The organism is Weissella sp. LMG 11983, assembly GCF_025908495.1.
Lineage (GTDB): Bacteria > Bacillota > Bacilli > Lactobacillales > Lactobacillaceae > Weissella > Weissella fermenti.
The window spans coordinates 54,857-68,521 of record NZ_JAOZFD010000002.1; the positions used below are offsets into that span (position 1 = coordinate 54,857).

Sequence of the window (13,665 nt, forward strand, 5' to 3'; positions counted from 1 at the left end):
TCTAGTTTGGTAAAATATCATCATAGGAGTATTTTTATTTATGGTTACACGTTATGAAGAGGACTTTAAAAAGTCCATCGTGGAGATGGTTAAAGCGGGCCGTCGGCCCGATGAATTATCCAAGGAATACGGTCCTTCAGCCGATTTAATTCGGAATTGGGTCAAAAAATATGCGCCTGTAGAAGTGAATGGCGAATCAATATCAGCTGATGAATTGAAGAAGTTGCGTAAGGAAAACGCAATTTTGAAAGAAGAGCTCGAAATTTTAAAACGTGCGGCGGTGTTGCTGGCAAAACATTAGTTTTGCGCGGTAGAAGTGTTGTTTTACCAATTATCCACAAAAATTTGGTACAGGGGCACCGCATCACACGCGTTCTGAGTGCTTTGAAAATTCCAATGTCCACTTACTCTGACTGGATCCATTGGGAGCCGAGCGCACAAGAAATACAACACAACAAATTGAGAATTGCCGTCGAATCAATTTACACAGCCAATAAAGGCATTTATGGTTATCGACGAATTGCTAAAACCATGCGCGACTTATTCAAACTAGCAATCAGCGACCGCTTTGTATGGCAATTGATGAGTGAAGCTGGCTTGAAATCGCGTATGCAAAAGCGATATAACAAGCCTACAACAGTCAATGACAAAGATCAGATGCCAAATCTCATTATCAATCTGGATGACCTAAGTGGCGTAATTACAACTGACATTACGTATATCCAGTTGACCGATAAGACATGGGTTTACATGGCTAGTGCATATGATCCGGAAGACCGTAAGGTGCTGTCGTATCGAATCGCAGATACGATGACAGCTCAACTAGCAACCTCAGTAATCGTTAAGGCGCTAAGACGAGGTGAAAAACCACTGTATGTGCATAGCGATATGGGAAGCCAGTATACCAGCGAATTGTTTGAAAATACACTGGAGTCCATAGGTATTAGGCACTCTTACTCCCGTAAAGGGCACCCTTACGATAATGCCCGCATCGAAAGTTTTCACTCGTTACTCAAGAGGGAGCTGATCTACCAACAGGATTTCGAGAGTATCGCTGATGTGCAAGCCGCTGTTGGATGGTACGTCAACTGGTATAACAACAATCGTCGCCTAGACAAATTTCTAGATGACATAAACGCGATTATACAAATTTGCCTATACACCGGCGTTTACAAGCACTGACTTTGTGAAGTCCAAAAATCACTCTGACAAGTGCTTATTTGCTATACCCTCAGACTTGTGAAATTCAACAAAATCCAAACTAGACCACCGTAACTCCATAGCCTCCGGCAGGCACAGGGGCAAAACCCCTGGACCCCATTAAAAAATGACCCAAAATCTGTACGAAATCAGGTCATTTTGAAAAATTTTCGTGGTACGAGCCCTAGCGGGCTCTAAAAAGAGGTCCGGAGTCTTGACATCAGAGCCACTTTTGATACGATTCAATCATCTTCAATTTCTCTTTAGGTGAATATTTTGATCTAGACATAGAAAAATCCCCTAGAAGTTGACGGAAGAAATTTATATTATTTCTTCCGTCAACCTCTAGGGGACTATAGCAGCGATAGCGCGATGCTCTTTTATTTAAACCATGATTCAAATATTCGATGTTTAAGCAGTTAAAAGCAACGAAACTGTCATTGGAAAATGATCGGTTATTCCTTAACCGTTTTGAAGGTATAATTTACTAAAATAGATATTATGGATAATCGGATTTGGGGAGCGATATGGAAGTTTGGGAAAAATTAAATTTGCATTCTGAATTAGAAGGTCTAATTGATATGATCAGTTCATCAGCAGCTAACGGTCAATTTGCCTACGTTCTAGGGGCGGGTGTGTCGATGGTACAGAGGATGCCGAGCTGGGATAAATATACTAACGATTTGATTGAGTATTGGAAATTTCATTTGGAAGACATATCTGACGAGGTAGAGAATAAGTATTTATTGATGTTAGATATGATAAAAAAATCTGACGAAAATAATAAAAGAAAAATAGATTACGTTCATCAATTGATTAGGGACTTAGGGGCTGATGAAAAAATGCTTCAATTTGAACAAATGTATTTTTCAAAGATGCAACCTTTAATACCTGAAAATGAAGTAATACAAAAACTGATTCGTGTTCACGCGAAGTTTATTACTACTAATTATGATTCACAAATTGAAAAACACTTAAGTAATATTAATGATGCTAAAGTGCAAAGAACAATTCGAGATTTAGGTAAATTTTCTGTAGGCGATAAAATTCCTGATGTTATGCATATACATGGTAGCCCAGATAGCAAACCTGAAAATTTTGTTAATTCAACTAAGAGTTACGAGACTATGTATCTACAGCCTAACGATGGGCTAGAGTCGTTTAAGAAAGAACTGGGTGCTAGAATTACAACAACTTTAACTGTTGGGTCGGGGTTGCAAGAGCCGGAAGTGTTGAACATATTTTCTAAAGTTCAAACTAATTACGCGTTAATGCGAGTGGAAGATGGAGATATTGATGATCCTGTAGTGTTGAGTCTTCTTAAGCTTAAGTCGGAAATGTATATGCATAACCACAAGGTTAAAGTGATTTGGTATGGCACAAAATTTGAAGATTTACCTCTTTTTTTGGATTGGTTAATTAATAAAGTTTTTGTCACAAACAATGATGCGACTCTTGCAGAGTCTGTTATTAAGCTACATAGTACTGACGAGGAATTTAATGAGTATGGCTCTGATGTCAAGACTCCGGACCTCTTTTTAGAGCCCGCTAGGGCTCGTACCACGAAAATTTTTCAAAATGACCTGATTTCGTACAGATTTTGGGTCATTTTTTAATGGGGTCCAGGGGTTTTGCCCCTGTGCCTGCCGGAGGCTATGGAGTTACGGTGGTCTAGTTTGGATTTTGTTGAATTTCACAAGTCTGAGGGTATAGCAAATAAGCACTTGTCAGAGTGATTTTTGGACTTCACAAAGTCAGTGCTTGTAAACGCCGGTGTATAGGCAAATTTGTATAATCGCGTTTATGTCATCTAGAAATTGGTCTAGGCGGCATCACGGAGTGATATACGATTGTTGTTATACCAGTTGACGTACCATCCAACAGCGGCTTGCACATCAGCGATACTCTCGAAATCCTGTTGGTAGATCAGCTCCCTCTTGAGTAACGAGTGAAAACTTTCGATGCGGGCATTATCGTAAGGGTGCCCTTTACGGGAGTAAGAGTGCCTAATACCTATGGACTCCAGTGTATTTTCAAACAATTCGCTGGTATACTGGCTTCCCATATCGCTATGCACATACAGTGGTTTTTCACCTCGTCTTAGCGCCTTAACGATTACTGAGGTTGCTAGTTGAGCTGTCATCGTATCTGCGATTCGATACGACAGCACCTTACGGTCTTCCGGATCATATGCACTAGCCATGTAAACCCATGTCTTATCGGTCAACTGGATATACGTAATGTCAGTTGTAATTACGCCACTTAGGTCATCCAGATTGATAATGAGATTTGGCATCTGATCTTTGTCATTGACTGTTGTAGGCTTGTTATATCGCTTTTGCATACGCGATTTCAAGCCAGCTTCACTCATCAATTGCCATACAAAGCGGTCGCTGATTGCTAGTTTGAATAAGTCGCGCATGGTTTTAGCAATTCGTCGATAACCATAAATGCCTTTATTGGCTGTGTAAATTGATTCGACGGCAATTCTCAATTTGTTGTGTTGTGTTTCTTGTGCGCTCGGCTCCCAATGGATCCAGTCAGAGTAAGTGGACATTGGAATTTTCAAAGCACTCAGAACGCGTGTGATGCGGTGCCCCTGTACCAAATTTTTGTGGATAATTGGTAAAACAACACTTCTACCGCGCAAAACTAATGTTTTGCCAGCAACACCGCCGCACGTTTTAAAATTTCGAGCTCTTCTTTCAAAATTGCGTTTTCCTTACGCAACTTCTTCAATTCATCAGCTGATATTGATTCGCCATTCACTTCTACAGGCGCATATTTTTTGACCCAATTCCGAATTAAATCGGCTGAAGGACCGTATTCCTTGGATAATTCATCGGGCCGACGGCCCGCTTTAACCATCTCCACGATGGACTTTTTAAAGTCCTCTTCATAACGTGTAACCATAAATAAAAATACTCCTATGATGATATTTTACCAAACTAGAAAAACTAGTCCGGAATCTCATCATAAGAGCATATCGAACCAAACAAAGATATACATTACTGCGTGAAGAAGTGTACCCAGCAGGGTGCACTTCTTTTTCGTTAATCACAAAATATTCACAAATAGCACCAAAACAGGCTGTCATCTTTAGTTAGAATAATCAAGTATAGAAACAGTACTGAGTAGGGTTTTGTATTCATTTGCTATTAGTAATAGCAGAAAAAGAGAAAGAGGTCGGTGTGACATGAAAAAAGTCATTACATATGGCACGTTTGATCTCCTGCATTATGGGCACATTAATTTGCTGCGCCGTGCACGTGAAATGGGTGATTACTTAATTGTGGGGCTATCTACAGATGAGTTTAATCGCGAAAAAGAGAAAACGAGTTATTTTCCATATTCCGAACGGAAAGCTTTGTTACAAGCAATTCGTTACGTGGATGAGGTTATCCCAGAAGTAAATTGGGCACAAAAGATTAACGATATCAAAGACAACGATGTGGTTACCTTTGTTATAGGTAACGACTGGGAAGGTAAGTTTGATTACCTGACTGAAAAAACAGGGGTTGAAGTTGTTTATCTAGAAAGGACCCCCGCCATATCAACAACGCAAATTAAGAAAGATTTACAAGAAGTTGATATGAAGAAGGTTAAAGTGAACGGGTAATGAACAAGCGAGCACTAACAATTGAATCAGTTCAACGAATTCAACACACAATGCTTGGTCAGCTAATGGCACAGTTAGCGGTTAAAAATGTGCCTGTGTATTTGTTGGGTGGCACATTGCTGGGTGCTGTACGGGAAGGTCAACAGCTTGGTTGGGATGACGATATGGACCTGGGTTTGATGCGGCAAGACTACGATCGATTTATAGATGAATTTGTGTCTTCAGATAATCAAGTTAGGCTAATGACTGAGTTTGATTACGACAGCTGGGTTCCGTACGCAAGGTTAGTGTACGTGCCTTCCGAGGCTGAATCTGCATACTACACCATTAATCATGGTGTATTCATCGATATATTCGGATTGATGCCATTGATACAGCAAAATTTTCAAGCCGATTGATGTTCGCAACTCAAAAAGGTTTGAACATCGTGCGCAACATAGCACGTTCAACAGGCGTTCTGCCGGATGATGCAAAGTTAAAAACTGTAAAACGGATTCTTTGGCCGGTACTCAAGCATACTGATGCGCATAAATGGGCGTTAGCACAAGCGAATTTGGCTAAGCGGGTGAGTGACGTTAACGGGACGCAGTTAGGCGTTATAAACGGTATGCATGGGAGAAAAGAGTTTTTCGCCCGTGAAAATTGGGAGATGTGGCAAATCGCTCAATTTGAAAACGCTGAGGTGGCAATCGTCGGCAATGTTGATCAGTACCTGACGCAAATTTTTGGAGATTGGCGTACCCCAGTGAAACAACTTGGGCAACACGCAACTTTCTTCGAATGGGATGGAGAAAAAGAGAATGGTTGAAACACGAAAGACAAAGGTCAGTGTTTCATATGTGACAAAGCAATATGAAACAGCACCTACAAAAATTGACAAAGCGAAGAGTGTATTCTTCAAAACAAATTTTCCGATGTTTTGGGCCGTTCGCGGTGTGAGCTTCGAAGCCTACGAGGGTGAAACAATTGCCGTTGTCGGAACTAACGGTTCTGGTAAGTCAACGTTAATGAAGATGGTGGCTGGGATTGTGCCACCGACTTCAGGAACTATCGATATCAATGGTGAAACGTCATTGATTGCAATTAATGCTGGACTGCGAGGAAATATTTCGGGCCGTCAAAATATCAGACTTAAAGGTTTGATGATGGGGATGACCGATGCTGAGATTAACGAAAAGATGGACGACATCATCGCGTTTTCAGAGCTTGGTAAGTTTATTGATCAGCCGGTTAAAACGTATTCATCAGGAATGAAATCGAAACTCGGATTTTCAATTTCAGTGCATACGAATCCAGATATTTTGATTGTTGATGAGGCCTTGTCAGTTGGGGACGCGACATTTAATCGGAAGTCATTGAATAAGATTAAGGATTTCCAAAAGCAAGGGAAAACGATTTTCTTCGTTTCTCACTCACTTGGTCAGGTTCGCGAAATGGCTGACCGAGTTTTGTGGATGCATTACGGTGAGCTTCGAATGTTTGGGGAGACGAAAGCTGTCATGGATGAATACGATAAGTTCGTCAATGAATTTAAAGGTATGAACGCCAAAGAACAAGCGGACTATCGTCGTGAAAAGCGTGCCGAGCAAGAAGAATTTTCACTTGACGACATTTACACGGGTGAACTTCGTGAGGCACGTAAGAGTGGCCGTGAACCAAGCGATGAGGAAGCGACAGCTATCTACAAATCTGTGCACACTAAGCAAAATGTCGCAGTGTGGTCAAAGTTTGACAAGTTCCTAATTGTATTTGTGATTTTAGCAATGCTGTTTGTTGCGGATAAAATCGCATTGAACCTTGGTATGCGTAATATCATGCAAAATCCAACATCCATGATTACGAATTGGGCGCCAGATAAGTTGCATGAATTAGACGAAAAGCATAAGGGGGCGAAGTAATATGAAAAGCCTGATTCAAGTCTTAAAAGAAATTTGGACAAACTTGCCTATTATTCGTCGCATAGCTGCGTTTAATGTTCAATCAAGATTTGCTGATAATTATCTCGGATCAGTATGGGATTATTTGGAGCCACTTTTGTATATTACGACATACTTCATTGTTTTTGGCCTTGGTATGTATAACGGTTCGGTTGAAGGCACGCCTTATATCTTATGGTTGCTTGTCGGAATTGTACCTTGGTATTTTATTCAAGGCTCATTCAATAAAGGTCTAACCAGTATCTCGTCACAACTGGGTTTGTTAACCAAGACAAAGTTTCCAGTGAGCGTGGCGCCTGTTATGCCTATGCTACAGGAACTACGTCGTTTCCTAGTAATGGCAACATTGACGATTCTGGTGTTGTTGGCTTTCGGAAGGGTACCTGCAGTCACATGGCTTGGCGTTATTTACAGCTTTGTCGCAATGTTCGCCACTGTATTGGCGCACAACTTGATTAACTCGACGTTGGCCGTCATGGTGCCGGATTATAAACAAGCGATGAATGCGTTGTTCCGCCTATTGTTTTTCACTTCGGGAGTCATCATTAACTTGGATGCGAAGGGATTGCCATTCGTCCTAGTAAAGATTATTAAGATGTTCCCGTTCTATTATGTGATTGAATCATTCCGCGACGCATTGCTCTATAACGTTTGGTTTTTTGAAAACTCATCGAATGTTGTTTTCTTCTGGTTGTTGACGTTCTTTATGTTGCTGGTTGGATCGATTGTACATTTGCGTTTCCGTGAACGCTTCGTCGATATGTTATAAGATAAGAGAATTTTTGGAGAGAAAATATGATTTTTGCGCAAGTTATGGCCGGTGGTACCGGTAAGCGTATGGGTAACACTGAACGCCCAAAACAATTTTTGAACTTGGCTGGTAAGCCAATTATTATTCACACGCTAGAGAAGTTCACGTTAACGTCTGACTTCGAAAAAATTATCGTGTCATCACATCCTAAGTGGGTGCAATACACAAAAGATTTGGTTGCCAAGTACATTTCGGACGAACGCGTCGTTGTGATTGAAGGCGGTGCTGAACGTAATGACACTGTAATGGCTGCAATCAACTACATTGAAGAAAATTACGGTGCAATAGACGAGCACACTTTGGTGATGCACGATGCAGTGCGTCCATTTATCACCGCTCGCATCATTGCAGACAATATTGCAGCGTCAGCGGACTTTAAGGCCGTTGATACGGTAGTTGGCGCAACCGATACGATTGTACGTGCCAACGACGGCGTTATTACTGACATTCCAGTCCGTGATGAGATGTACCAAGGGCAAACACCACAAACTGTAAATGTTGCAGCCTTCCGTGACTTCTACAACCAAATGTCAGAAGAGCAACGCATGTCATTGAGCGATTTAGCTAAGGTTATGTTGTTGGCTGGTTACGAAGTCGGCATTGTACAAGGTGAGGAAAGTAACATCAAGGTAACGCGTCCGTTCGATTTACGTGTTGCAGATATTCTCGCACGGGAGAGTATGGATGTTTAATAATGTGTATCGTTTGACGGGCATCAAGCAAATTGAACGTGTGACTTCACAAATCGACTTGTCTAAGGGTGCAGTCATTGTTCGACCACTAAATTTAGCGATTTGCCGTGCCGACGAACGATACTATCTTGGTCTTCGGGATGCTAAAGTTTTGGCTGAGCGTTTACCACTTGCTCTGATTCACGAAGCAGTTGGTGTGGTTGTTTGTGATCAAACTGGTACGTTTAAGACTGGCGCTTTGGTAGCTATGGTACCAACTCACGCTAAAGAAAAGCACGAGAAGGTAACAGAAAATTATCTGCGTTCTTCAACGTTTGCGTCTTCGACTGAAGACGGCTTTATGCGAGAATACGTCGATATCGAACCCGAACGTTTGGTAGAGATTCCAGCTCATATCAATCCTGAAATGGCTGCTTATTTTGAAGTTGTCTCAGTTGCCGTTCAAGCTGTGCGTCGTTTGCAAGGTAGCATGATGTCACAAGAAGGTACGATTGGCATCTGGGGTGACGGAAACGTTGCTTATATGACAGCTGTGGTAGCGCACGTGATGTTTCCAGACTGTAAGATTACGGTTTTTGGAAAGCACGCTGAAAAGTTGGATTACATCACGTTTGCTGATACTTATTTGATTAATGATGTGCCGGAAGATGTTGTTGTTAACCATGCAATTGAGGCGGTTGGTGGACGTGGCTCTGAAGATGCCATTAATCAAATTATCGACTTGATTCAACCATGCGGATCAGTTGTTTTGTCTGGCGTATCAGAGCACCCAGTAGCCATTAATACTCGTATGGTTTTGGAAAAGGGAATTGCGTTGGTTGGTACAACGCGTTCAACTGTTCAAGATTTTAAAGATGCCATTGAGTTGGTAGCTAATAATCCAGAGGCGCAAGAGCGTTTGGAACTGTTGGTCCAAAACGTACGCGATGTGCGTGAAGTATGCGACATTATCGAAGCATTTGATTCTGATTTGAACATGTCTTGGGGCAAGACAATTATGCGTTGGCATATCTAGAGAAAATAGTAGAGAAGAGTGAGGTTGTTTCATGCTAGTACAGAAAATTAAAAACAGGATCAAAAAATCGACTGCTTTTGGGTTGATGTACTACGTGATTGTTTTGTCGTGGATTAAGTTCTTACAAATTTTTGTACGACCTAATAAAAAACAAATTTTGTTCATTTCATATAGCGGTCGTCAGTACTCTGATTCGCCAAAGGAAGCATACTTGCAGCTTCGTAAGGATCCAGCGTTTGCGGATTACAAATTTGTCTGGTCGTTTAATAATCCGGATGACTTTGTTAATGCTGATGTTGATCATATCGTACGGGCGAACACGCCGTTGTACTTCTATCACCTATTGAAGTCAAAGTACTGGATTGCTAACTCAACGATTGACCGATTGATTCCGTTTTCACATCCGCGAAATGTATACATCCAATTTTGGCATGGCGTGCCCATGAAGAAACTGGGACTGGATGAAGCGGGGTTGTCACCGTTGGTTCGTAACTGGTATAAGAAAGTGCAATTTGATTACTTGTTCACTTATGGCAGCTATGACACTGAAAAGATGAAGCGCATTTTCCCACGGACGAAGAATTATTGTCAAGTGGGACAACTTCGTAAGCAAACGCTTGAACGTGAAGTAAAGCGAAAGAAAGAAAAGTTAAAACGCCAACTTGGCATCAAGGGCCATAAGCCAATCATGCTTTATGTACCGACTTTCCGTGGTTACGAAACAGTGCAACAAACAGGTTGTTCAGAAGAGTTTTTAGCGCAGCTGTCAGATAAGTTTACGGTGTTATATCGCGAACATTACTTCAATCATATGCGTCCGTCAGATGATTTCATTGTTGCAGATAAGTTGTCTCTTAATAAGCTGATGGCAGTGGCGGACTTTATGATTACTGATTATTCAAGTATGCTATTTGATTATGCGCCACTGCACCGTCCAATTTATCTTTTTCAACCGGACGTGAAGGAGTACAAGACTAAACGTGGCTTGTATATAAACTTTGAAGATCTTGATTTACCAGTTGCCCACTCAGAGGCGTCATTAGCCGATATGCTGGATGATTACGAAAATTATGATACTGAACGTGTAGTTCGTTTGGCAGACCGTTATAACCCACATGATTTAACGGTTTCACTAGCTAAGCTACACGAGATTTTAGCAAATTAAAAATGGGGAGCATTTAGTTATGGGGAAGCAGGAAAATACTTTGGGCGGCTTGGTCCGTCATCTATTGAAGAATGCCTGGTGGATTATCATCGTGGCACTAATTGGCGCCGGTGTGATGTTTATGGCTAATCGCCAGTCAGGGTCTTCGACAGAATGGTCCGCATCTCGTTTGATGTACATCGGACATGCAAATTACAATAAGTCACAAGATCCAGAATCATCATTGAAGTCAGATTTGAACGCAATTAAGACGTATATTGCGGTTCAACAAGATATGACGATTGCTGCAGATGCTGTACAGCGTCTGCACAAAGCAGGATTTAAAAAAGTGACGGTTGCTGAGGTACGTGAGAGCATTGTGTTGGAGCAAAAGAAGGGTACTTTGATTGTCCGTGTTCACGTTTTGAATGATGACGAAAAGGAAGCCATCGCAATTGCTAACAACTATGCAGATGCCTTTGCCGCTAATGGACCAAAGGTTGTCCCTGGTATGCCTACACCACGCTTGATGCGAGCAATTCAAGGAGCTGCGAATACTGATGGCGAGAAATTGTCTAACAAGAAAGCTGCCATTTACGGTGGTGCTGCTGGTTTGGGACTTGGTGTCATTCTAGCGATGTTTACAGGGATCGCTGGTAACATGCGCCGTCAACAAGCATAAAAGGTGGCGTATGGTTAACTGGTTATTACCTGTTGCAATGTTTCCAAAGACGTTTACGAATTTCTTCTTTGAAAACATGGCACAGATTGCTTTTCCGATATTCTTAATCTTTGTGTTGGTAAAGCTTTACTTACAACCAGCCTTAGTTAACGAATTAGTACCGGAACGACGTACGTTGCAAATCTGGGGTGCCATGGCTGGCATCCAATTTATTCTGTTTGGTTGGCAAGTTATTCGACACAATGAAAGCATCCACACATATGGATTGCTTCACGGGTGGATGGCCTTTGTTCAACTGTTGATTATTATCTGGGCTGCCTACGCAGTTCAAAAAGTGTTTATCCGTGATGGAATCGACGTTGAAAAGTTCATTCGATCATTGGTTGTGACACTAGCAGTTTACTTGGTGTTTGTGGTCGTACCACAGTTGTTGGTAACGCTACACTTGCCGTTTACAGGGTGGACAAACGCCTTGGCTGGTCTGTTTGAACGTCATTGGGCGGATCGTAGCTGGTACGACGATGGTAGTTACGTCGCTACGATTAACCGCGTGAATGGTTTTGAACCAGAAGCGCCGTTCTTGGTTATGTTGCTGGGGCTGGTCTTTTCACCTGTCTTGATTGGTATCGTTCACGAACCAATCTTGCGCCGCTTGCGAATTGGTCGCCAATTGCAGTACATGACGTGGTTTTTGATGGTGTTGCTCACATTTGTCTTTTTGAGTGTTCGGGCTTCAAGTGGGTATATGATGTTGGCGTTACTTGGATTCTTTACGGTGATTTCAGCACCACGTAAGCACCGCAAGATTTGGTTATCAATTATGGCAGCCGGTGTGGTTGCTGTAATTGCTGCTTATATGGTGGTGCCATTTGTTCACGACTTGTTGGATCGTTGGATTTTTAATAAATCGGGTACTGACAACCGTTTGGGTGGCACGATCGGCTTGGCAAAGACATTCTTGTCACATCCATTCTTAGGTGTTGGTTTCGGTAATGAAGGGTACTTCATTGAACAATACTTGCCAGAGTGGAGTAAGCACAACAGCGAGTACATCAATGTCTACAGCAAGATGGCCTATCCAGTTTTGAATGATATGTTGGGGTGGCTGGCGCGTTATGGTGCTGTGGTTGTTTTGTCAGGATTGTGGTTGCTAGGTGGTTTGGTAGTTCGTGCAGTGCGCGCTTACCAAAACATCTTGCAAGATGAGCGCCCTGTCGCGAGTTACTATCGTATTGCATTGCGATCATTCACGATTATGGTGCCGCTAACGTTGATTGTTTCATGCATTACGCAAATCAATGCATTTTCATGGCCAATGTTATTGATGTATTTCTTCTACTGGCGTGTGATTCACTTGGCGGAAGAGTCAAACTAAATATATTTATTGTTGAACGGGTAACATGAAGACAGTGTTATCCGTTTTTTCTTGTGATAACCAAATTGTAATCACAGATGTCATCTTAACTTAGCATTTGAATTGTCTAGGTAGCGAAGAAGGGGGAATTATTTTTTGAGACTGGAATTGAGTTGGTTTCAGTTTTTTTGTTTTTTTATTGCAAATTTGGATTATGACCTAAAATAATCAGATGATATGATAATTGTATTAAGTCGATAGGAGTATTTATATGTCTAAGAAATTTGCATCGCTAGCTGGGTTGGCAATGGCCTTCGGATTGCTTTTTGGACTGGGCAATCCAATAGCAGTTAATGCCGATCAAGGTACGACGCCGTACCAAACTTTGAGCACACACGATCGCTTGGTCAACGAAATCAGTTTAAGACACCAGAGCGGGTACTTGTATGATGGGTCATCTGAAAATGGTGGGTATCGTTGGTTTGAAAACGGAAACCCGTATACTGGATTCCGTTTTTACATGGGCACGTACTATTGGTTCGTTAACGGCGTTCGTCAAAATGCAGGCTGGCGTTATGCTTGGGGTTACACGTACTGGACTGATAATAGTGGTCGCGCCGTGCAAGGTGACTACTTGGTAAACGGCCGAGCATATTACTTTGGTAGCAACGGCACGTACTACATGCGTGGTGGTTCGAATGGTTATTTGAACCTCGGCCAAGGCTGGCGCTGGTATAACAATGGTTACACTTATACAGGCTTCCGTAACTACATGGGTGCCTACTATTACTTTACTGATGGTTGGCGTAAGGAAAATGCTTGGGTTTCTGAATGGGGTAATCGCTATTATGTTGGTAGCGATGGTCGATCGGTTCAAGGGTGGCAAAACATTGGTGGTGCAAACTATTACTTCGGTGACAATGGTACGTTCTATCAACGAGAGGCACCGGCTGCACCTACGAACAACCGTGGTCAAGGACTTATTAAGGGCTCACGCAACGGTATCTACCACGTACCTGGTGGCCGTTGGTATGATAAGACGACAGATGTTGTGCAATGGTTCGAAACGGAACAAGATGCACGTAACGCGGGTTACCGTCCATCGCGTAATGGTTAATTAACTTTCAGAAGCTGGAATCGATTTGATTCCAGCTTTTTTGTTTTTTATGGGGCAGAATTCCCCTTATTCCGTTGCACAGATTACTTACTTT

At 42.0% G+C, this 13,665-nt stretch carries 16 protein-coding genes; 14 read left to right on the plus strand and 2 right to left on the minus strand.

Annotated elements, in window-relative coordinates; all coding sequences use genetic code 11:
- The first annotated feature begins 40 nt into the window (after window positions 1-40).
- The 3 genes from OIT45_RS09810 (at window position 41) to OIT45_RS09820 (ending at window position 2,816) form a co-directional block, all read left to right on the plus strand.
- Window positions 41-301, plus strand: coding sequence for a transposase (locus OIT45_RS09810; RefSeq protein ID WP_264329950.1), 261 nt, complete (start codon window positions 41-43; stop codon window positions 299-301).
- Between the two features lie 2 nt (window positions 302-303).
- Entirely contained in the window at window positions 304-1,182 is an 879-nt protein-coding gene (locus tag OIT45_RS09815) for an IS3 family transposase (protein ID WP_264340045.1), read from the plus strand.
- A 545-nt stretch (window positions 1,183-1,727) separates the two neighbouring features.
- Window positions 1,728-2,816, plus strand: a complete 1,089-nt coding sequence (locus OIT45_RS09820) for an SIR2 family protein (RefSeq protein WP_199405056.1) — start codon at window positions 1,728-1,730, stop codon at window positions 2,814-2,816.
- Window positions 2,817-3,022: 206 nt separating this feature from the next.
- Here OIT45_RS09820 and OIT45_RS09825 read toward each other — a convergent pair whose 3' ends face one another.
- On the minus strand, window positions 3,023-3,850 hold the full coding sequence (locus OIT45_RS09825; protein WP_264340046.1) for an IS3 family transposase: 828 nt from the start codon (window positions 3,848-3,850) through the stop codon (window positions 3,023-3,025).
- A gap of 2 nt (window positions 3,851-3,852) precedes the next feature.
- Window positions 3,853-4,113 (minus strand): transposase, encoded by a 261-nt coding sequence (locus OIT45_RS09830; RefSeq protein ID WP_264329950.1) that lies wholly within the window; start codon window positions 4,111-4,113, stop codon window positions 3,853-3,855.
- 283 nt (window positions 4,114-4,396) lie between these two features.
- On the opposite strand from OIT45_RS09830, the gene tagD reads away from it, so the two are divergent.
- From tagD to OIT45_RS09885, 11 genes are all read left to right on the plus strand, one after another.
- Complete coding sequence (gene tagD / locus OIT45_RS09835) at window positions 4,397-4,819, plus strand: glycerol-3-phosphate cytidylyltransferase (RefSeq protein ID WP_199404277.1); 423 nt, start codon at window positions 4,397-4,399, stop codon at window positions 4,817-4,819.
- A complete protein-coding gene (locus tag OIT45_RS09840) occupies window positions 4,819-5,217 on the plus strand; it encodes a LicD family protein (RefSeq protein WP_199404276.1) in 399 nt (132 codons plus the stop codon). The genes tagD and OIT45_RS09840 overlap by 1 nt, the downstream gene beginning before the upstream one ends.
- Window positions 5,217-5,627, plus strand: coding sequence for a hypothetical protein (locus OIT45_RS09845; protein WP_199404275.1), 411 nt, complete (start codon window positions 5,217-5,219; stop codon window positions 5,625-5,627). Before OIT45_RS09840 ends, OIT45_RS09845 begins: the two co-directional genes overlap by 1 nt.
- Window positions 5,620-6,717 carry an ABC transporter ATP-binding protein gene (locus OIT45_RS09850; protein ID WP_199404274.1) on the plus strand — a complete coding sequence of 366 codons (1,098 nt, stop codon included), beginning with the start codon at window positions 5,620-5,622 and terminating at the stop codon, window positions 6,715-6,717. The genes OIT45_RS09845 and OIT45_RS09850 overlap by 8 nt, the downstream gene beginning before the upstream one ends.
- Before the next feature lies 1 nt (window position 6,718).
- Window positions 6,719-7,525 carry an ABC transporter permease gene (locus OIT45_RS09855; RefSeq protein WP_199404273.1) on the plus strand — a complete coding sequence of 269 codons (807 nt, stop codon included), beginning with the start codon at window positions 6,719-6,721 and terminating at the stop codon, window positions 7,523-7,525.
- A gap of 26 nt (window positions 7,526-7,551) precedes the next feature.
- Entirely contained in the window at window positions 7,552-8,259 is a 708-nt protein-coding gene (locus OIT45_RS09860; RefSeq protein ID WP_264330154.1) for a 2-C-methyl-D-erythritol 4-phosphate cytidylyltransferase, read from the plus strand.
- Window positions 8,252-9,274 carry a zinc-binding dehydrogenase gene (locus OIT45_RS09865; protein ID WP_199404271.1) on the plus strand — a complete coding sequence of 341 codons (1,023 nt, stop codon included), beginning with the start codon at window positions 8,252-8,254 and terminating at the stop codon, window positions 9,272-9,274. Before OIT45_RS09860 ends, OIT45_RS09865 begins: the two co-directional genes overlap by 8 nt.
- 31 nt (window positions 9,275-9,305) lie before the next feature.
- The gene (locus OIT45_RS09870) at window positions 9,306-10,439 is read left to right on the plus strand and encodes a CDP-glycerol glycerophosphotransferase family protein (RefSeq protein ID WP_264340047.1); all 1,134 of its coding nucleotides are present in this window, start codon (window positions 9,306-9,308) and stop codon (window positions 10,437-10,439) included.
- Between the two features lie 19 nt (window positions 10,440-10,458).
- On the plus strand, window positions 10,459-11,100 hold the full coding sequence (locus OIT45_RS09875; protein WP_199404269.1) for a hypothetical protein: 642 nt from the start codon (window positions 10,459-10,461) through the stop codon (window positions 11,098-11,100).
- A 10-nt stretch (window positions 11,101-11,110) separates the two neighbouring features.
- On the plus strand, window positions 11,111-12,475 hold the full coding sequence (locus tag OIT45_RS09880; RefSeq protein WP_199404268.1) for a hypothetical protein: 1,365 nt from the start codon (window positions 11,111-11,113) through the stop codon (window positions 12,473-12,475).
- Between the two features lie 250 nt (window positions 12,476-12,725).
- On the plus strand, window positions 12,726-13,571 hold the full coding sequence (locus tag OIT45_RS09885) for a hypothetical protein (RefSeq protein WP_199404267.1): 846 nt from the start codon (window positions 12,726-12,728) through the stop codon (window positions 13,569-13,571).
- Window positions 13,572-13,665: the final 94 nt, after the last annotated feature.

Bases quoted from the DNA above. Each gene is read 5' to 3' on its own strand.
- OIT45_RS09875 (WP_199404269.1), top strand. From the start codon at position 10,459: ATGGGGAAGCAGGAAAATACTTTGGGCGGCTTGGTCCGTCATCTATTG.
- OIT45_RS09855 (WP_199404273.1), top strand. From the start codon at position 6,719: ATGAAAAGCCTGATTCAAGTCTTAAAAGAAATTTGGACAAACTTGCCT.
- OIT45_RS09885 (WP_199404267.1), top strand. From the start codon at position 12,726: ATGTCTAAGAAATTTGCATCGCTAGCTGGGTTGGCAATGGCCTTCGGA.
- OIT45_RS09860 (WP_264330154.1), top strand. From the start codon at position 7,552: ATGATTTTTGCGCAAGTTATGGCCGGTGGTACCGGTAAGCGTATGGGT.
- OIT45_RS09820 (WP_199405056.1), top strand. From the start codon at position 1,728: ATGGAAGTTTGGGAAAAATTAAATTTGCATTCTGAATTAGAAGGTCTA.
- OIT45_RS09830 (WP_264329950.1), bottom strand. From the start codon at position 4,113: ATGGTTACACGTTATGAAGAGGACTTTAAAAAGTCCATCGTGGAGATG.
- OIT45_RS09880 (WP_199404268.1), top strand. From the start codon at position 11,111: ATGGTTAACTGGTTATTACCTGTTGCAATGTTTCCAAAGACGTTTACG.
- OIT45_RS09840 (WP_199404276.1), top strand. From the start codon at position 4,819: ATGAACAAGCGAGCACTAACAATTGAATCAGTTCAACGAATTCAACAC.
- OIT45_RS09870 (WP_264340047.1), top strand. From the start codon at position 9,306: ATGCTAGTACAGAAAATTAAAAACAGGATCAAAAAATCGACTGCTTTT.
- OIT45_RS09845 (WP_199404275.1), top strand. From the start codon at position 5,217: ATGTTCGCAACTCAAAAAGGTTTGAACATCGTGCGCAACATAGCACGT.
- OIT45_RS09850 (WP_199404274.1), top strand. From the start codon at position 5,620: ATGGTTGAAACACGAAAGACAAAGGTCAGTGTTTCATATGTGACAAAG.
- OIT45_RS09865 (WP_199404271.1), top strand. From the start codon at position 8,252: ATGTTTAATAATGTGTATCGTTTGACGGGCATCAAGCAAATTGAACGT.
- tagD (WP_199404277.1), top strand. From the start codon at position 4,397: ATGAAAAAAGTCATTACATATGGCACGTTTGATCTCCTGCATTATGGG.
- OIT45_RS09810 (WP_264329950.1), top strand. From the start codon at position 41: ATGGTTACACGTTATGAAGAGGACTTTAAAAAGTCCATCGTGGAGATG.